General features: G+C 32.5%; 13 protein-coding genes and 1 tRNA gene. 10 read left to right on the forward strand and 4 right to left on the reverse strand.

Features of this window, described 5'->3' with window-relative positions:
* Positions 1 to 17 precede the first annotated feature (17 nt).
* From OZJ21_RS08855 to OZJ21_RS08870, 4 genes are read left to right on the forward strand one after another with little or no spacing between them, the layout of a single operon-like run.
* Entirely contained in the window at positions 18 to 2,003 is a 1,986-nt protein-coding gene (locus OZJ21_RS08855) for an ABC transporter ATP-binding protein/permease (RefSeq protein ID WP_268857696.1), read from the forward strand.
* 10 nt (positions 2,004 to 2,013) lie between these two features.
* Positions 2,014 to 2,664, forward strand: coding sequence for a TetR family transcriptional regulator (locus OZJ21_RS08860; RefSeq protein ID WP_081540522.1), 651 nt, complete (start codon positions 2,014 to 2,016; stop codon positions 2,662 to 2,664).
* Between the two features lie 21 nt (positions 2,665 to 2,685).
* A complete protein-coding gene (locus OZJ21_RS08865) occupies positions 2,686 to 4,419 on the forward strand; it encodes an ABC transporter ATP-binding protein (RefSeq protein ID WP_081540523.1) in 1,734 nt (577 codons plus the stop codon).
* Positions 4,419 to 6,242 carry an ABC transporter ATP-binding protein gene (locus tag OZJ21_RS08870; RefSeq protein WP_268857697.1) on the forward strand — a complete coding sequence of 608 codons (1,824 nt, stop codon included), beginning with the start codon at positions 4,419 to 4,421 and terminating at the stop codon, positions 6,240 to 6,242. The genes OZJ21_RS08865 and OZJ21_RS08870 overlap by 1 nt, the downstream gene beginning before the upstream one ends.
* 55 nt (positions 6,243 to 6,297) lie before the next feature.
* On the opposite strand, the gene OZJ21_RS08875 is transcribed toward OZJ21_RS08870, so the two are convergent.
* On the reverse strand, positions 6,298 to 6,438 hold the full coding sequence (locus tag OZJ21_RS08875; protein ID WP_003699688.1) for a hypothetical protein: 141 nt from the start codon (positions 6,436 to 6,438) through the stop codon (positions 6,298 to 6,300).
* A 112-nt stretch (positions 6,439 to 6,550) separates the two neighbouring features.
* Here OZJ21_RS08875 and OZJ21_RS08880 point away from each other — a divergent pair, with 112 nt between their 5' ends.
* The 5 genes from OZJ21_RS08880 (at position 6,551) to htpX (ending at position 10,180) form a co-directional block, all read left to right on the forward strand.
* Positions 6,551 to 6,985, forward strand: a complete 435-nt coding sequence (locus tag OZJ21_RS08880) for a GNAT family N-acetyltransferase (RefSeq protein ID WP_268857698.1) — start codon at positions 6,551 to 6,553, stop codon at positions 6,983 to 6,985.
* 258 nt (positions 6,986 to 7,243) lie between these two features.
* Positions 7,244 to 7,837, forward strand: a complete 594-nt coding sequence (locus tag OZJ21_RS08885) for a tetratricopeptide repeat protein (protein ID WP_268857699.1) — start codon at positions 7,244 to 7,246, stop codon at positions 7,835 to 7,837.
* A 268-nt stretch (positions 7,838 to 8,105) separates the two neighbouring features.
* Positions 8,106 to 8,624: an O-acetyl-ADP-ribose deacetylase gene (locus OZJ21_RS08890; protein WP_442916314.1), complete on the forward strand. Its 519-nt coding sequence runs from the start codon at positions 8,106 to 8,108 to the stop codon at positions 8,622 to 8,624.
* A 99-nt stretch (positions 8,625 to 8,723) separates the two neighbouring features.
* Complete coding sequence (locus tag OZJ21_RS08895) at positions 8,724 to 9,281, forward strand: LemA family protein (RefSeq protein WP_003699684.1); 558 nt, start codon at positions 8,724 to 8,726, stop codon at positions 9,279 to 9,281.
* Between the two features lie 11 nt (positions 9,282 to 9,292).
* Entirely contained in the window at positions 9,293 to 10,180 is an 888-nt protein-coding gene (gene htpX / locus OZJ21_RS08900; protein WP_003699683.1) for a zinc metalloprotease HtpX, read from the forward strand.
* Positions 10,181 to 10,284: 104 nt separating this feature from the next.
* Here htpX and OZJ21_RS08905 read toward each other — a convergent pair.
* The 3 genes from OZJ21_RS08905 to OZJ21_RS08915 form a co-directional block, all read right to left on the reverse strand.
* Positions 10,285 to 10,357: transfer RNA gene (locus OZJ21_RS08905), tRNA-Thr, on the reverse strand.
* Positions 10,358 to 10,425: 68 nt separating this feature from the next.
* The gene (gene helD / locus OZJ21_RS08910; RefSeq protein ID WP_268857701.1) at positions 10,426 to 12,693 is read right to left on the reverse strand and encodes an RNA polymerase recycling motor HelD; all 2,268 of its coding nucleotides are present in this window, start codon (positions 12,691 to 12,693) and stop codon (positions 10,426 to 10,428) included.
* Between the two features lie 123 nt (positions 12,694 to 12,816).
* The gene (locus tag OZJ21_RS08915) at positions 12,817 to 13,842 is read right to left on the reverse strand and encodes a cation diffusion facilitator family transporter (protein ID WP_268857702.1); all 1,026 of its coding nucleotides are present in this window, start codon (positions 13,840 to 13,842) and stop codon (positions 12,817 to 12,819) included.
* 317 nt (positions 13,843 to 14,159) lie between these two features.
* Here OZJ21_RS08915 and trpS point away from each other — a divergent pair, with 317 nt between their 5' ends.
* A complete protein-coding gene (gene trpS / locus OZJ21_RS08920) occupies positions 14,160 to 15,179 on the forward strand; it encodes a tryptophan--tRNA ligase (protein ID WP_003699680.1) in 1,020 nt (339 codons plus the stop codon).
* Positions 15,180 to 15,226 lie beyond the last annotated feature (47 nt).

Genomic DNA, 15,226 nt, shown 5'->3' on the forward strand with positions numbered 1-15,226 from the left:
TGAAAGGATTGAAAAAAATGCCAGTAATGGAATTAAAAAATGTTACTAAGATATATAAGATGGCTGGTGGAGGAACCTTTGAAGCTTTGCGAGGAATTAGTGCAAGTTTTGAAGCTGGAGAACTGGTGGCGATCGTTGGTGAATCAGGGTCAGGTAAATCTACTTTAATGAATGCAATTGGTGGATTAGATTCTGATTTTGGTGGAGAAATTATTTATGAAGGAAAGAATTTACGTAATTTTTCAACTCAAGAATTAGTTGACTATCATAAAAAGAGTATAGGATTTATTTTTCAGAACTTTAATTTAATCTCACATTTAAATCTAATAGATAATGTTTCAATGGCGATGACATTATCAAATGTAAGTGAAGATTTTAGAAAAAAACGTGCTAAAGAATTATTACGCAAAGTTGGATTAGAAAAACACATGTATAAAAAACCAGATCAAATTTCTGGTGGGCAAAAACAGCGTGTAGCTATTGCACGTGCATTGGTTAATGATCCTGATGTAATTATTGCTGATGAACCTACAGGAGCTTTGGATGCAGAAACGACAGATACCATTCTCGATATGATTAGAGAAATTGCAGAAGAAGGTAAATTAGTTTTAATGGTAACCCATTCTGACAAGGTAGCCTCTCATTGTAGTCGAGTTTTGAGAATAGATAATGGTGAGTTAATCTCAGATGAGCAACAATTAGATTTGGAATACACAGAAAATACTCGTGAAGATATTAAAGTAAAGAATATGAGTATGTGGAAAGCAATTAAGCTAGCATTTCTAAATATGAAAGCCAAGTTAGGAAGAAATTTACTAGTAGCACTTGGGTCTAGTATAGGGATCATGTCAGTAGTATTGATGTTAGCTTTAGGTAAAGGTGTAACAAGCTATGTAAGTAGTACTATGAAGTCATATACTAACCCTAATATTACTGAAGTTCATAAGAAGAGTAGTACTCAACAAACGACAAAAAATCCACAAAATATGAGTCGTGAAGAGATAGCTAAACAACAGCAAGAGAATATGGCTGCTTTAACGGGGTCAGGAACTAATACAGGTTTTACAAAAAAGGATATAGAAAAGTTAAGTAAGATAAAACATGTAGATAGATATCAAAAAGGTTATAGTTCATTTTCACTAGGAACTAATACAGTTAAATATAATAATAAGCAAGCTAGTTTAATGATGTTGCAAACAATGTCTGATAGTATTTCTAAATCAAGCATTGTAGAAGGAAAAGCTCCTAAGAATAATCATGAAATAATGTTAGATAGAGCTACTGCAGATTTACTAGGAAAGAATATTTTAGATAAAGAGGTTACTTTGACTTTGAAGATAGGTGAAAAGACAATTACACAAAACTTTAAAGTAACAGGTTTATATGAATCACAAAGTCAAAGTTCAAGTACAGTTTTCTTTACTTATGCAGGTTTACAAGACCTATATAAGACAAACCAAGAAAAATTATTGCCAAATGTAGTATATCTACATACAGCTAACAAAGACAACACTAAGATGATTAAGGACAAAGTAAAAGATCTTGGTTATACAGGTTCAATGCAAGAACAAATGACGGAAATGTTTACGAAAATGTTGAATATTATTACTTGGGTATTAACTGCTATCGCTGCTGTTTCATTAGTGGTTTCAGCAATTATGATATTGGTAGTTTTAAATATTTCTGTAGTTGAACGTACAAAAGAAATAGGTGTACTTAAAGCTCTAGGTGCTAGAAGAAAAGATATTAGAAGAATATTTGCTTCTGAGGCATTTTTAATTGGAATTACATCAGGAGCAATTGGCGTAGTTGTAACTTATGTTCTAGGTTTCTTCATTAATAACTTTACGAAAGCGGCTTTCGAAGTAAGTGTTGTTTCCATGACTACTAAATATGCAATAGCTGGAATAGTTATTAGTGTTGTTATCAGTATGATTGCCGGAATTTTACCATCCAATAGAGCATCTAAGCTAGATCCAGTAGAAGCTTTACGCAAGGAATAGGGGAGATTTTATGCCAAAAGAAACATTTTTTGGAATTGATAAAGAAAAGCAGAATCGCATAATTCAAGCGGCAATTAAGGTATTCTCGAGTCATAACTATAACGATTCTTCAATTAATGAAGTTATAAAATTAGCCAAAATCCCTCGGGGAAGTTTTTATCAATATTTTGAAGATAAAAGAGATCTATATCTCTATATTACTCAAAAAATTATGCAAAACTTTAGGGATGACTTTTTTAAAGAATTAGATGAACAAAATGGAGATATTTTTACGACTGTAAAAATAGTCTTTCCAAAACAGATTCATGAAGTACTAGGAGGAGAATATTCTAATTTTTATTACTATCTATTACAAGCAAGTTTTATGAAGGATTTTAGACAAAAGGAAGTTAAATCCAAGGATAATAGTAAGCATGGTTGGAATGTGAAACAAGATTTTGATGTTATATATAAAATGATAGATAAAGAAAAATTAAAAATAAAAAGTCGAAGTGACTTTGATATGTTTATCAGAATTTTAATTACCCCATTTATCATAGTAATAACCGATACATTCTTGCAAATGAAGCATGAATCAGACATTCCTAAAATAGATATTGAAGAAAAAAAGCAAGAATATTTACACAAATTAGAGTTTATTGAGTATGGTTTTTCTAAATAATAAATAGAAAAGAGGAACAAAATGGTAAAGTTGATGCGACGAAATTTAGATTGGTGGGCAATTATTACTGCTACTATCTTTTTAGGATTTCAAGTGGTGTGTGATTTAAGCTTACCTAATTTGACATCTAACTTAATAAATAACGGAGTAGCTAAAGGAAATGTAGGATATATTTGGCAAATAGGTCTTCAAATGCTGGGCCTGACTTTAGTCGGCATTTTTGCAGCAGCAGGAAATGTATATTTTGCTTCTACTCAAGCACAAAAAATGGGTGCCAGATTAAGAGGAAAGATATTTAAAAAAGTTTTATCCTTTGGAAATTATGAAATGGATAAATTTGGTTCTTCATCATTAATTACTAGGACGACGAATGATGTTATACAAATTCAAAACGTTACAATAATGATGTTGAGAATGATGATTATGGCACCTTTAATGCTAATTGGTGCAAGTGTAATGGCATATTTTAATGAAAAACGTCTAACTAGCATATTCTTAGTATCTATTCCAATATTACTAATCGCTATTGGATGTGCTATGTATTTTGCAGTGCCGTTATTTCAAAAATTACAAAAACAAATCGATAGAATTAATTTAATCTTTCGTGAAGGATTAACTGGTGTAAGAGTAATTAGAGCTTTTAGACAAGATAAGTTTGAACAGGAAAGATTTGATAGAGCTAATAAAGATTATACAGAAACAGGGATTAAAGTTTTCAGCATTGTTTCCTTAATGTTTCCTATTATGACCTTAGTTTTGAATGTAACAAATATGGGAATTATTTGGTTTGGAGCTAAGTTAATAGCTAACCATGAAATGCAAGTAGGTAATTTAGTAGCTTTCATGACTTATGCCTCAATGATTTTATTTAGCTTTATGATGCTATCAATGATTTTTGTATTGGTACCAAGAGCGGAAGCAGCTGCTAAACGTATTAATGCTGTTTTAGAGATAGAAAATTCAATTAATGACGCAGAATCAGAAATAGGTCGTGACAGTAATAAAATACAAGCAAGTCTAGAATTTAAGAATGTATCATTTAGATATCGTGGTGCAGAAGATTTAGCATTGGATAATTTATCTGTAGATGTAAAAGCTGGAGAAACATTAGCTATTATTGGTGGGACAGGATCTGGTAAATCTACATTAATTAATCTTATTCCTCGACTATACGATGTAAATTCAGGAGAAGTATTGATTGATGGAAATGATGTACGAAAATATAGCTTACATGATTTGCATGACAAGGTAGCGTTCGTTCAACAAAAAGCAGTACTTTTTAAAGGAACTATTCGTTCGAACTTACTAATTGGAAATCCTGAAGCAACTGAAGAAGACATGTGGAAAGCTCTAGAAATAGCTCAAGCTAAAGATTTCATTTCAGACTTACCAGATGGATTAGATGCTGTTGTTGAACAAGGCGGGGATAATTTTTCTGGTGGTCAAAAGCAGAGATTAGCAATTGCACGTGCAATTATCAAACCTGCTTCAATTTATGTATTTGATGATTCTTTTTCTGCATTAGACTTTAAAACAGATGCTAAATTACGTTTAGCACTACGTCAAGATGAGAGAATTAGCAAAGCAATTATAGTTATTGTAGCTCAAAGAATTTCAACAGTTACTGGTGCAGATCATATTGTTGTTTTAGATGAAGGCAAGGTAGTAGGACAAGGCACACATAAGGAATTATTAGCTGATAATACTACTTACCAAGAAATTGTTGAATCACAGATGAAAGGAGCTGCAATCTAATGCAAAGACATGGCGGTAGAATGAAAGGACCAAAAGCGGAAGGTGCAAAGGATTTTTGGGGAACCGTAAAACGCTTAGTAGGATTTATGGGGCCTTGGAAATGGGCTTTTGTATTAGTATTTATATTTGCGATTGGGTCTGTAATTTTTCAAATTATAACTCCTAAGATCTTAGGTGGAGCGACGACTGAAATCTATATTGGAATAAAAAAAGGCTTAGCAAGTGGACAAAGTATCGGAAAATATCCAATTGATTTTGCAGCCATTAAACGAATTTTAATGACGGTAGCAGTTTTATACCTAGCTTCAGCAGCTTTATCTTTTATACAGCAGCTAATGATGGCTAATATTTCTCAGAAGGTAGTTTATCGACTTAGAAAGGCAATGAAATCTAAGATGCGGTATCTGCCAGTTTCATACTACGATACTCATTCTAATGGAGATATCATGTCTAGAGCTGTTAATGATATGGATAATATAGCGGGAACTTTGCAACAAAATTTGGCCCAACTTGTAACAAGTACAGTAACATTTGTAGGGGTCTTCTTCATGATGCTATCTATTAGTTGGAAACTAACTTTAATTGCTTGTATTACAATTCCGCTAGGCTTAACCGTTGTTTCATTGGTAGCTCCCCGTTCACAAAAATATTTTGTTGCACAACAAAAGAGTTTAGGATTGTTAAATAATTATGTAGAAGAAAATTATGCCGGACACACAGTTGTTAAAACTTTTAATAAAGAAAAAAGTACAATTGAAGAATTTGAAGCTGAAAATAAAAGATATTATAAAAGTTCATGGAAGGCGCAATTTATCTCTGGTTTGATAATGCCATTGATGAATATGGTAAAAAATATTGGCTATGTTTTCGTTGCAATAGTAGGTGGAATACAAGTCGCTAATGGAACTGTTACATTAGGAAATGTTCAAGCATTTTTGCAATATGTAAACCAATTTACTCAACCAATTACACAAATTGCTAATATAGCCAACACGATTCAGGCAACAGTAGCTTCTGCAGAACGAATCTTTGAAATTTTAGATGAAGCTGAAATGGACACTAATCTAAAAGATAACAATGATGGTAGCCAAGGTAAGTATAAAATTAGTTTTAATCATGTGAACTTTGGATATACTTCTGATAAACAATTGATGAAAGATTTTAACTTGAATGTTAGTCCAGGTGAAAAAGTGGCAATTGTTGGTCCTACAGGTGCAGGGAAGACAACGTTAATTAACTTATTAGAACGTTTTTACGATATTAATGGTGGTAGTATAAAACTTGATGGACAAGATACTAGAAGTATGTCGAGAGAAGAAATTAGATCTCATTTTTCAATGGTATTACAAGATACTTGGTTATTTACGGGTACAATTTATGACAATATAAAATATGGAAATGAGCAAGCTACGGAAGAAGAAATTATTGCAGCAGCTAAGGCAGCTCATGTTGATACGTTTGTTAGACAGTTACCAGACGGATATCAAACTATCCTAAATGAAGAAGCATCTAATATATCACAAGGACAAAGACAATTGATAACAATAGCTAGAGCGTTTTTAGCTAATCCTGAAATTTTGATTTTAGACGAAGCAACTAGTTCTGTTGATACGCGTACGGAAATTCTAATTCAACAAGCAATGGAAAAATTGTTAGCTGGAAGAACAAGTTTTGTAGTTGCACATAGACTTTCAACAATTAGAGATGCAGATAATATTATTGTAATGAATCATGGATCTATTGTAGAAACAGGAAATCATGATACCTTAATGGAAAAAGATGGTTTTTATGCAGACCTATATAATAGTCAATTTGCGAGATAATAAAAAAGATGGGCGAACCGCTCATCTTTTTTGTTTGCAATCGTAATAAGATTAATTAATCGCGCAAGCTTTTAGCATCAGCGTCGATCTTAGCAAAGCCAGAACCATGTGATGACTTGTTAGGATTCTTAGCACGGGCTTCCATAGCCTTACGAGCCATAGCTTTACGTTCTTCCTTACTCAACTTTTGAGCCATACTTGTCGCCTCTTTTCACGATAGCTAAGTTAGTGTAATATATTATATATCTAACTACATGTTCATTATAGTTTTTATAATAAGTAAATTCAAGAATAATCAGAGGTAAATTATGTTTGAAGTAAAAAATTCTAATAAGTTAGATTCACAAGTTTATCGAGATAGTTTAATTATTAGAGAAGATGTTTTTGTTAAGGAACAAGGTGTTCCTATCGAAATAGAAATTGAAGGTGAAGAAGGTCCAAAGTATTACTGTGGATATGTAGATGGTAATTTTGTGACTTGTGCGAGAGTGAAAATAGAAGATGATGGAGTTTGGCATATTCAAAGAGTAGCGACCTTAAAAGATAGTCGTGGAAAAGGATATAGTTCAAGTTTACTTCGTAATATTGAGGAAGATGCGAGAAAAGCAAAGGTGCCATATTTAACATTAGGTGCTCAGGATACAGCGCAAGCTTTTTATAAAAAACTTGGATATGAGGTTGTAGGTGAAGGATTTCTAGATGCAGAAATGCCACATCATCGAATGGATAAGAAGTTAGTTTAAATTTGATTTTTAATCTAATATAGGTTAGTATAAAGTAGATGCGATGAGTCGAGAAGAATCAGACAACATTTTGTTGTTTCGCTGCGGCGACTAGTGATTATTTTCATTAAGGCAGAGTACAGATGTTACCGGATTGTAACGTACTTGCTTGATGTAGATGTGAACTGCATCAACTTATTCATATGAATACTGCCGCATAAGTCAGAGAAAGTAATTCTCTGACTTTTTTTGTATAATCGAGCGTTTGGGGTGATTATTGTGAGTGAAACAATAGAAAATTATATTTATTGTCGTGTTATTTTTGAAGAAAATGGGAAAAGTTATTATTATCTAACAGATGATGAAGAAATAAAGCCTTTAGATTTAGTAGTTGTGCCGGTTGGTATTGATGGGCATGAAAAAATAGCACAGGTGGTAAAAGTAGAAAAATATACTATACACACTGTTCCATATCCTTTAGATAAAATAAAAAAGATTATTCGTAAATGTAAGTTAACAGATTTTAGAAAATTAGAAAATAAATTAGCTGAAGATAAGTTAAAGCGTGAATCGGTAGATGATGAAGAATTATCAATTAATTTATTGAACTTAGGAGTACAAGCTTATCGTCGAGGAGATTATGAAATAGCTAAAGAATATTATGAGGATGCGGCGCAACTTGGAAATAGTCAAGCAGCCTGTAATTTAGGTTATATTTATGCTTATGGAAGAACTGGTGTAAAAGATAGTGAAAAGGCATTTTATTATTTTGTCCAAGCATCATTAGATGGAAATAGTAATGGTAGTTATAAAGTAGGAGATGCATATTTTTATGGTGATTTTGTAGAAAAAAATAAATTACTAGCAATTTAAATATTATCAAATATCAGAAGAACAATTAGGGCCAAAAGATCTTGATATTCGTTCGGATATTTATTATAGATTGGCACTCTGTTACCACCAAGGCGCAGGGGTTGTTCCTGATGATATGGGCGCCTTAACCTATATTAATTTGGCTCAGACAAGTGCCTATTATGATAGGTTAATTGGAAAGTATAATTATGAAGAGTTAAAAAGAAAAATTGAAAATTTGCGTGAAAAGATTTTATTAAATTTAAATCATGTAGATAATAAAACAAAGATTAGATTATTGAAAGCAGATATAACAAAAGTTGATAATGTTGATGCAATCGTTAATGCTGCTAATACTAGTTTACTAGGTGGTGGAGGTGTTGACGGTGCTATTCATCACGTAGCCGGGCCATTATTATTAAAAGAATGTCGCCAACTAAATGGCTGTGAAGTTGGACAAGCTAAAATTACATCAGGATATAATTTACCTGTGGAATATGTTATTCATACCGTTGGGCCTATTTGGAAAGGTGGCAATACTGATGAATCCCAACTCCTAGCTGCTTGTTATAGAAATAGTCTACATTTAGCCCAAAAATGTAATATTAGAAAAATTGCATTTCCAGCTATTTCAACAGGAATTTATGGATATCCAGTTGTTGAGGCTACTAAAATTGCATTTCAAGTTGTTAAAGAATATGTCCAAGATAATCCTGGAGACTTTGATTTAGTGGAATTTGTTTTATTTGATGATAGTACTTATAATGTCTATCTCAAAGAAACAGGAAGTAATTTGATAGAATTGTAATATTTTTGTAAAAAAGTACTAAGCTTAGTTAAAATTATTTGATGGGAATATATTTTTTGTTAAAATAATAGTTAAATAATATGATATGGAGGAATTTAAATGGGCTTAATAATCGTAATAGCATTGATTGTAATTGTTGTTGCTGTATATATATCAATGTACAACGGATTACAACGTGCAAAAGTAAATACCGATGAATCGTGGAGTCAAATTGATGTTCAATTGAAGAGAAGAAATGATTTGATTCCTAATCTTGTAGAAACTACAAAAGGATATGCAAAACATGAAAGAGAAACATTGTCTAAAGTTGTAGAATTAAGAAATCAAATGGTGGCACTGCCAGCAGACGTTGATCCACAAAAGAAAATGGAATTATCTAATCAGTTGACAGACTCTTTAAAATCTATTTTTGCTTTAGCTGAAAATTATCCAGATTTAAAAGCTAGTCAAAACTTCACTCAATTACAAGAAGAGTTAACAAATACTGAAAATAAAATTGCTTATTCACGACAATTATTTAATAGTAGTGCAGCTGTATACAATCAAAAGTTACTAACTTTCCCTTCTAATGTAGTTGCGAAGATGCATCATTTTACAAAGGTAAATTACTTGGAAATTCCTGCTGAAGAAAAGGAAGCACCAAAGGTATCTTTTTAAGAGGTAGTTAAATGTTATATCAACAGATAGCAAAAAATAAACGCAAAACTGTTCTAGTAATGGCGGGCTTTGTATTTTTAGCCGGACTAATAGGGGCAGCGATTGGATACGCCTTTATGGGAAGTGCTCAAACGGGTATTATTATTGCAGTTGTTGTCGGCATAGTTTATATGTTCGTGATTTTAGGTCAATCAACAGATGTAGTAATGAGTATGAATAATGCTCAGGAAATAACCGAGCAGCAAGCTCCTGAATTATGGCATATTGTAGAAGATATGGCAATGGTTGGCAAAGTACCGATGCCTAGGGTATTTATCATTGACGATCCTAGTCCTAATGCTTTTGCTACCGGGCCTGATCCTGAACATGCGGCAGTGGCGGCAACAACTGGGATTCTACAAAGACTTAATCGTGAGGAATTAGAAGGTGTAATGGCACATGAAGTTTCTCATATTAGAAATTATGATATTAGATTACAAACATATGCTTTGGCTCTTGCCTCTGTAATTTCATTCTTAGCAAATATGGGAATGAACGCGATGTGGTGGGGTGGAGGTAGACGCGATGATAGAGATAATGGTAATGCTGGTCAAGTTATAATGCTATTATTATCAGTTTTAGCAATTATCTTAGGACCGTTAGCGGCATCTATGGCTCAAATGGCACTATCAAGAAATAGAGAATATTTAGCTGATGCATCGGCTGTTGAACTTACTAGAAATCCTCAAGGTTTGATAAATGCTTTAAGAAAAATTTCTATGAGTGAACCAATGCAAAATGCAGATCCAAGTAGCGCTTCGATGTATATCGCTAATCCGTTTAAAGATGGCTCATGGACACATCTTTTTGACACACATCCACCAATTGAAAAGCGAATTGATAGACTAGAACATATGTAAAAATAGTTAAGTGCAGTAGTTCAATTGTGAGCTACTGTATTTTTTTGTAAAAAAATACCAGTCAATAAAAGACTGGTACATTATCATATTCAATTAATCATAAGAGCCACTTACCGGGCTTGAACCGGTGACCCCCACCTTACCATGGTGATGCTCTACCTACTGAGCTAAAGTGGCATCAGACTTACCAAAATAGTATATTATATTATACTATTTTTGGCAAGCATAATTTGTTACAGTAAAGATTATAAAGTAACGGTTGACTTAGTAGTGTATAAATCAGATGGAATACTCATAATTAAAGATGATGGCTTTCCACATGAAATTAAAGTTAGTCTGTGCATCGCGCGAGAACAAATTGTGTATAAAATTCCAGTATCATTTATTCCAGAATAATTATCATGTGAAATATCATAAGCTATAACATCATCAAATTCCAATCCTTTAGCAAGATAAATTGGTAGAATAACGATACCCTTAGGCAATGAACGGTCTTTATCTTCTAGTAAGGTGACAGAATCGAAACTTTTACGAAGTTTTTGATATAAGAAGTCACTTTCAGATTGGTTTTTAGTTATTAAAGCAACCGGGGAACTTAAGTCACGTTGCTTTAATTCAAGTTTTAATGCATGTAATCCATTTTCTTTAGAAGCGATAATTAATTCAGGTTTTTTACCTTGGCGTGTAAAAGCTTGAATTTCATTGCCATCTGGTAATAAAGCTTTCATAAAATTGGTTATTTGTTGTGTTGAACGATAACTTTTATTTAACTTGATGATACGCGATTTTTTGACGTTGAGATGTTTGTTAAAGTAATCTAGTAACTCTTGTGGTGTTCTAAACTCATTGAACAATGCTTGTTCACTATCACCTAAAAGAGTGAGTTTAGCATTAGGAAAAATATACTTTAAATACATTAATTGTGGCAATGTGTAATCTTGCATCTCATCAATGAATAGATGTGCAATAGCTTGATTACGTCCACTACCTGTTAGTAAATCACGTAAATATAACAGAGGAGCAGCATCAACTAAATCTATTTTATGAAACTCCAAATTTTGATTAAAAAGGTCAACAGCTTCTGGTAATTTATTGGCTAAAAAATCAGAATATTGAGCATAGTAGTCAATAAAATAATTGTTATATAAAGCGTCATATACGGGGGCAAAGCATTTTTTTACGATTTTTCTACCAATGTAAAATTCTTCATCATCAATTGCTTGAAAGGCATGACGTCTTTTAGTACCAAGTAAATCATAGTATTCTTCATCTGATAAGTTTTCGATTTCACTACGAACCCAATCAGCTTGAGCATTTTCTTTAATTTTTCTGTTTAATTGTTTAATAAGTAAGTTTTTAGTTTCAGCAAATTTTTGACTAGGTTTCATAGCCTGTGGAAGTTGGGAATAGATATCATGAATTTCATTATGACTAAAGAAAATCTCGGAATCTAGCATAATATCAGTAAATCTTAGTTGGGATGAGCTAACATTTTGGACATATTCTTCAACTGTATGCATAAATTGTGGATCTTCCTTAATACTTTCAATTGAATTTGTTTTTTTAGAAGAAGTGATCTTCTTTTCATATTTATCAAAGAGACTTTCAACTTGTAATCCCTCAAAACGATTATTAAGAAATTCTGCCAAAGTAATTTGGCGCATGTTTTTCTCACCTAAACTAGGCAACACTTCAGAAATATAGTGACTGAATAAAAGATTAGGTGAGAAAAGCACAATTTGTTCAGCGTTAAGTTTGTCACGACTGTGATATAAAAGAAAAGCAATTCTTTGCAAGATAGCAGAAGTTTTTCCAGAACCCGCAACTCCTTGAACTAGAAGCAAGTCATGTTTAACATCGCGGATAATATCATTTTGTTCAGCCTGAATAGTAGCAACGATATTACGCATGTATTCGTCAGAATGTTCTCCCAAAACACTCTGTAAAATTTCATCACCAATTGTTTCATTAGTGTCAAACATATTAGTAATGACACCTTTTTTTATAGTAAATTGACGTTTCTTTTTTAATTCAGCAAATTGTTCTCCCATAGGTGTTTCATAGGATACAGGGCCAAGTGTACCATTGTAGTAAATAGAAGAAATAGGGGCACGCCAATCATAGATGAGAAAATCTTGATCTTCATCTACTAATGAAGATGTTCCGATATAAAGAGTTTCGGAATCTTCTTCTCCGTTCTCATGAATATCAATTCTACCGAAGTAAGCAGAATCTTGTAGAATTTTTAGAGTAGATAATTGTTTCTTTAAAATTGTTTCGTTTTCAATCGTTTTTGCAACTAAGTTCTTTTGTTGTTGAATTTCGGCGTTTGTTTCCATTTGATCATCAACTTCATATGTATTGACTCTAGCGTTTTGAACATAATTTCTTTCAACCGAAGTAGTTTCCTTGTGAGCTTTATCATATTCAATTTGAGTAGCATCTAATTGCTTTTGAATTTCATTCATTACATCATCTACTCTTTTTTGTTCCAGAGCTTTTTCATTATCCAATTTTAATCACACCTTTTACTAAAGAATAATGCACATTATCTTAACATGTAGATAAGATTAGTAGCAAGTATTTGCCACCTAAAGAAAAAAAGTTCAAATTGAAGTAATCAATTTAAACTCTTTTTAAAATTTATCCTTAATTTCATCGTCATCAATTGAACTCGGATCAGGAATAAAAGCAACATCAGTATCCATAATTCCAAATCTATGATGCATAATTCTTTCAATATTTTCTGCAATACGATAACTATCTAAAACGGACATTTTAGCATTAACCATAACAACAATATCCAAACTAACAATATTACCATTATAGTGCGCCTTCAGTTCAGAAAGATGAGCTACACCTGGAACGCTTAAAACAACATTTCGATATTCTTCTTCAACTTCCGGATCAAAATAATCTACTAAATTAAGACTGCTATCCATAAAGATTTTAAACCCAGAATATAAAATGAATAAACCAACTAAAATACTAGTAGCACCATCAAGCCAGGTGATCTTAAATATTAAAGCACCGGAAATAGAGATTAGAGTACCAATACTAGTAAAAGCATCGCTTAAACTATCTTGAGCAGAAGCACTTAAAGCTGCATTTTGCAATTTTCTACCAGCTCTGCGATTAAGATACCAAACAATTAACATGATTACAGTAGCGATACCAGCCCCAACAAGAGCAATTGGTTCAGGAATGACACGTTTATCTGGTTTCCAAAGATTAATGATACCAGTGGAGATAACACTGATGGCAATCCCAATCATAACAACTCCAGTTACAAGGGTAAAGACTGTTTCATATCGGAAACGTGTAAATTGAACTCTTTGATCATTTCCTCTTTGCGACATATTCAATTTAGGCAAGGGAGCCATTCCAGCAATGTCATCGTCATCAATGTCTCTAGCAATGTGAATTCCTATCATTAATAACATTGTAGATACGATTCCAGAAATATTATTAAAAGCATCAGCACGTAAAGTTTGAGAGTTACTAATTTCAGCTAAAAAATATTCAATGATAGAAATTGAAAGATATGCTAAAACATTCAGAATTAAATGACGCCAAGCAGCATTTAAACTGTGTAGCTGTTTCAGTTGTTCTCTTTCCCAATCTTCAAATTCTTCTTGTAAATGTTTCTTAATTTTACTCATGTATATCTTCCCTCGATTAAGAAAAGTAAATATATTTCTATTATAAAGCATTTTCATTTTACTGTTAATAATCCTTTACTTTAGTTGAATAGTAAATTAGAATGGAAGAGTAATCTTCATTGAACAAGTAAAGTAGATGAGCAATGACAGAGAGCTTAGGTAGCTGAAAATAAGCAAGTAAATCGAAGTGGGGCTTGGGAGAAGAAAGTAAATTTGATATTTAATTAAGTGGCATTTTATGCAAATTAGGTGGTACCACGGCTTTGTTCGTCCTATTCATATTTATGAGTAGGACTTTTTTATTAAGGAGGATTTTTATGGCAAAAGAAATTATTTTAACAGGTGATAGACCTACTGGAAAATTACATGTGGGACATTATATTGGTTCATTGAAAAAACGTGTTTCTATGCAAAATTCAGGAAAGTATGATTCATACATTATGATTGCTGATCAACAAGCTTTGACTGACAATGCACGTGATCCTGAAAAAATAAAAAATTCATTAATACAAGTAGCATTAGACTATTTGGCAGTAGGACTAGATCCTAAAAAATCAACAATCTTTGTGCAATCACAAATTCCAGCATTAGCAGAATTGAATTTGTATTACTTAAACTTAGTAACTGTTTCACGTCTTGAACGTAATCCAACTGTAAAAGCTGAAATTCAACAAAAACATTTTGAACGCTCAATTCCAGCTGGATTTTTCACTTACCCTGTTAGCCAAGCTGCTGATATTACAGCTTTTAAGGCTAATTTAGTTCCAGTTGGTGATGATCAAGAACCTATGTTGGAACAAACTCGTGAAATTGTAAGAACCTTCAATTCAATTTATGGCGAAGTATTAGTTGAACCTCAAGGTGTATTTGCACCTAAGGGATCTGGACGTTTACCAGGTTTAGATGGAAATGCAAAGATGAGTAAATCTTTAAATAATGCTATTTACTTATCTGATGATGCTGATACATTACGTAAAAAAGTAATGTCAATGTACACAGATCCTAACCATATTCACGTAGAAGATCCAGGAAAAGTAGAAGGTAATATGGTCTTCACATATCTTGATATTTTTGATAAAGACAAAGACAAGGTTGCAGAATTAAAAGAACAATATCGTGCTGGTGGATTAGGTGACGTTAAGATTAAGCGTTACTTGAATGAAGTCTTAGAAGCTGAATTAGGACCTATCCGTGCTAGACGTGAAGAATTTGCAAAAGATATTCCAGCTGTATATGCAATGCTTAAGGAAGGTAGCGAAAAAGCAAACGAAGTCGCTAATAAAACTTTAGAAGAAGTACGTAGAGCAATCGGGGTAAATTACTTCGACAATATTTAAGTAGAATTGCCATATTTATTAAATTAAAATGAAATTACTATTATAAA

Source organism: Ligilactobacillus sp. UO.C109 (genome assembly GCF_026847815.1).
GTDB lineage: Bacteria > Bacillota > Bacilli > Lactobacillales > Lactobacillaceae > Ligilactobacillus > Ligilactobacillus salivarius.

What these genes read in the sequence shown, in the direction of transcription:
- htpX (WP_003699683.1), top strand. Translation starts at nt 9,293, where the DNA reads ATGTTATATCAACAGATAGCAAAAAATAAACGCAAAACTGTTCTAGTA.
- OZJ21_RS08875 (WP_003699688.1), bottom strand. Translation starts at nt 6,438, where the DNA reads ATGGCTCAAAAGTTGAGTAAGGAAGAACGTAAAGCTATGGCTCGTAAG.
- OZJ21_RS08895 (WP_003699684.1), top strand. Translation starts at nt 8,724, where the DNA reads ATGGGCTTAATAATCGTAATAGCATTGATTGTAATTGTTGTTGCTGTA.
- OZJ21_RS08860 (WP_081540522.1), top strand. Translation starts at nt 2,014, where the DNA reads ATGCCAAAAGAAACATTTTTTGGAATTGATAAAGAAAAGCAGAATCGC.
- OZJ21_RS08880 (WP_268857698.1), top strand. Translation starts at nt 6,551, where the DNA reads ATGTTTGAAGTAAAAAATTCTAATAAGTTAGATTCACAAGTTTATCGA.
- OZJ21_RS08870 (WP_268857697.1), top strand. Translation starts at nt 4,419, where the DNA reads ATGCAAAGACATGGCGGTAGAATGAAAGGACCAAAAGCGGAAGGTGCA.
- trpS (WP_003699680.1), top strand. Translation starts at nt 14,160, where the DNA reads ATGGCAAAAGAAATTATTTTAACAGGTGATAGACCTACTGGAAAATTA.
- OZJ21_RS08865 (WP_081540523.1), top strand. Translation starts at nt 2,686, where the DNA reads ATGGTAAAGTTGATGCGACGAAATTTAGATTGGTGGGCAATTATTACT.
- OZJ21_RS08915 (WP_268857702.1), bottom strand. Translation starts at nt 13,842, where the DNA reads ATGAGTAAAATTAAGAAACATTTACAAGAAGAATTTGAAGATTGGGAA.
- OZJ21_RS08855 (WP_268857696.1), top strand. Translation starts at nt 18, where the DNA reads ATGCCAGTAATGGAATTAAAAAATGTTACTAAGATATATAAGATGGCT.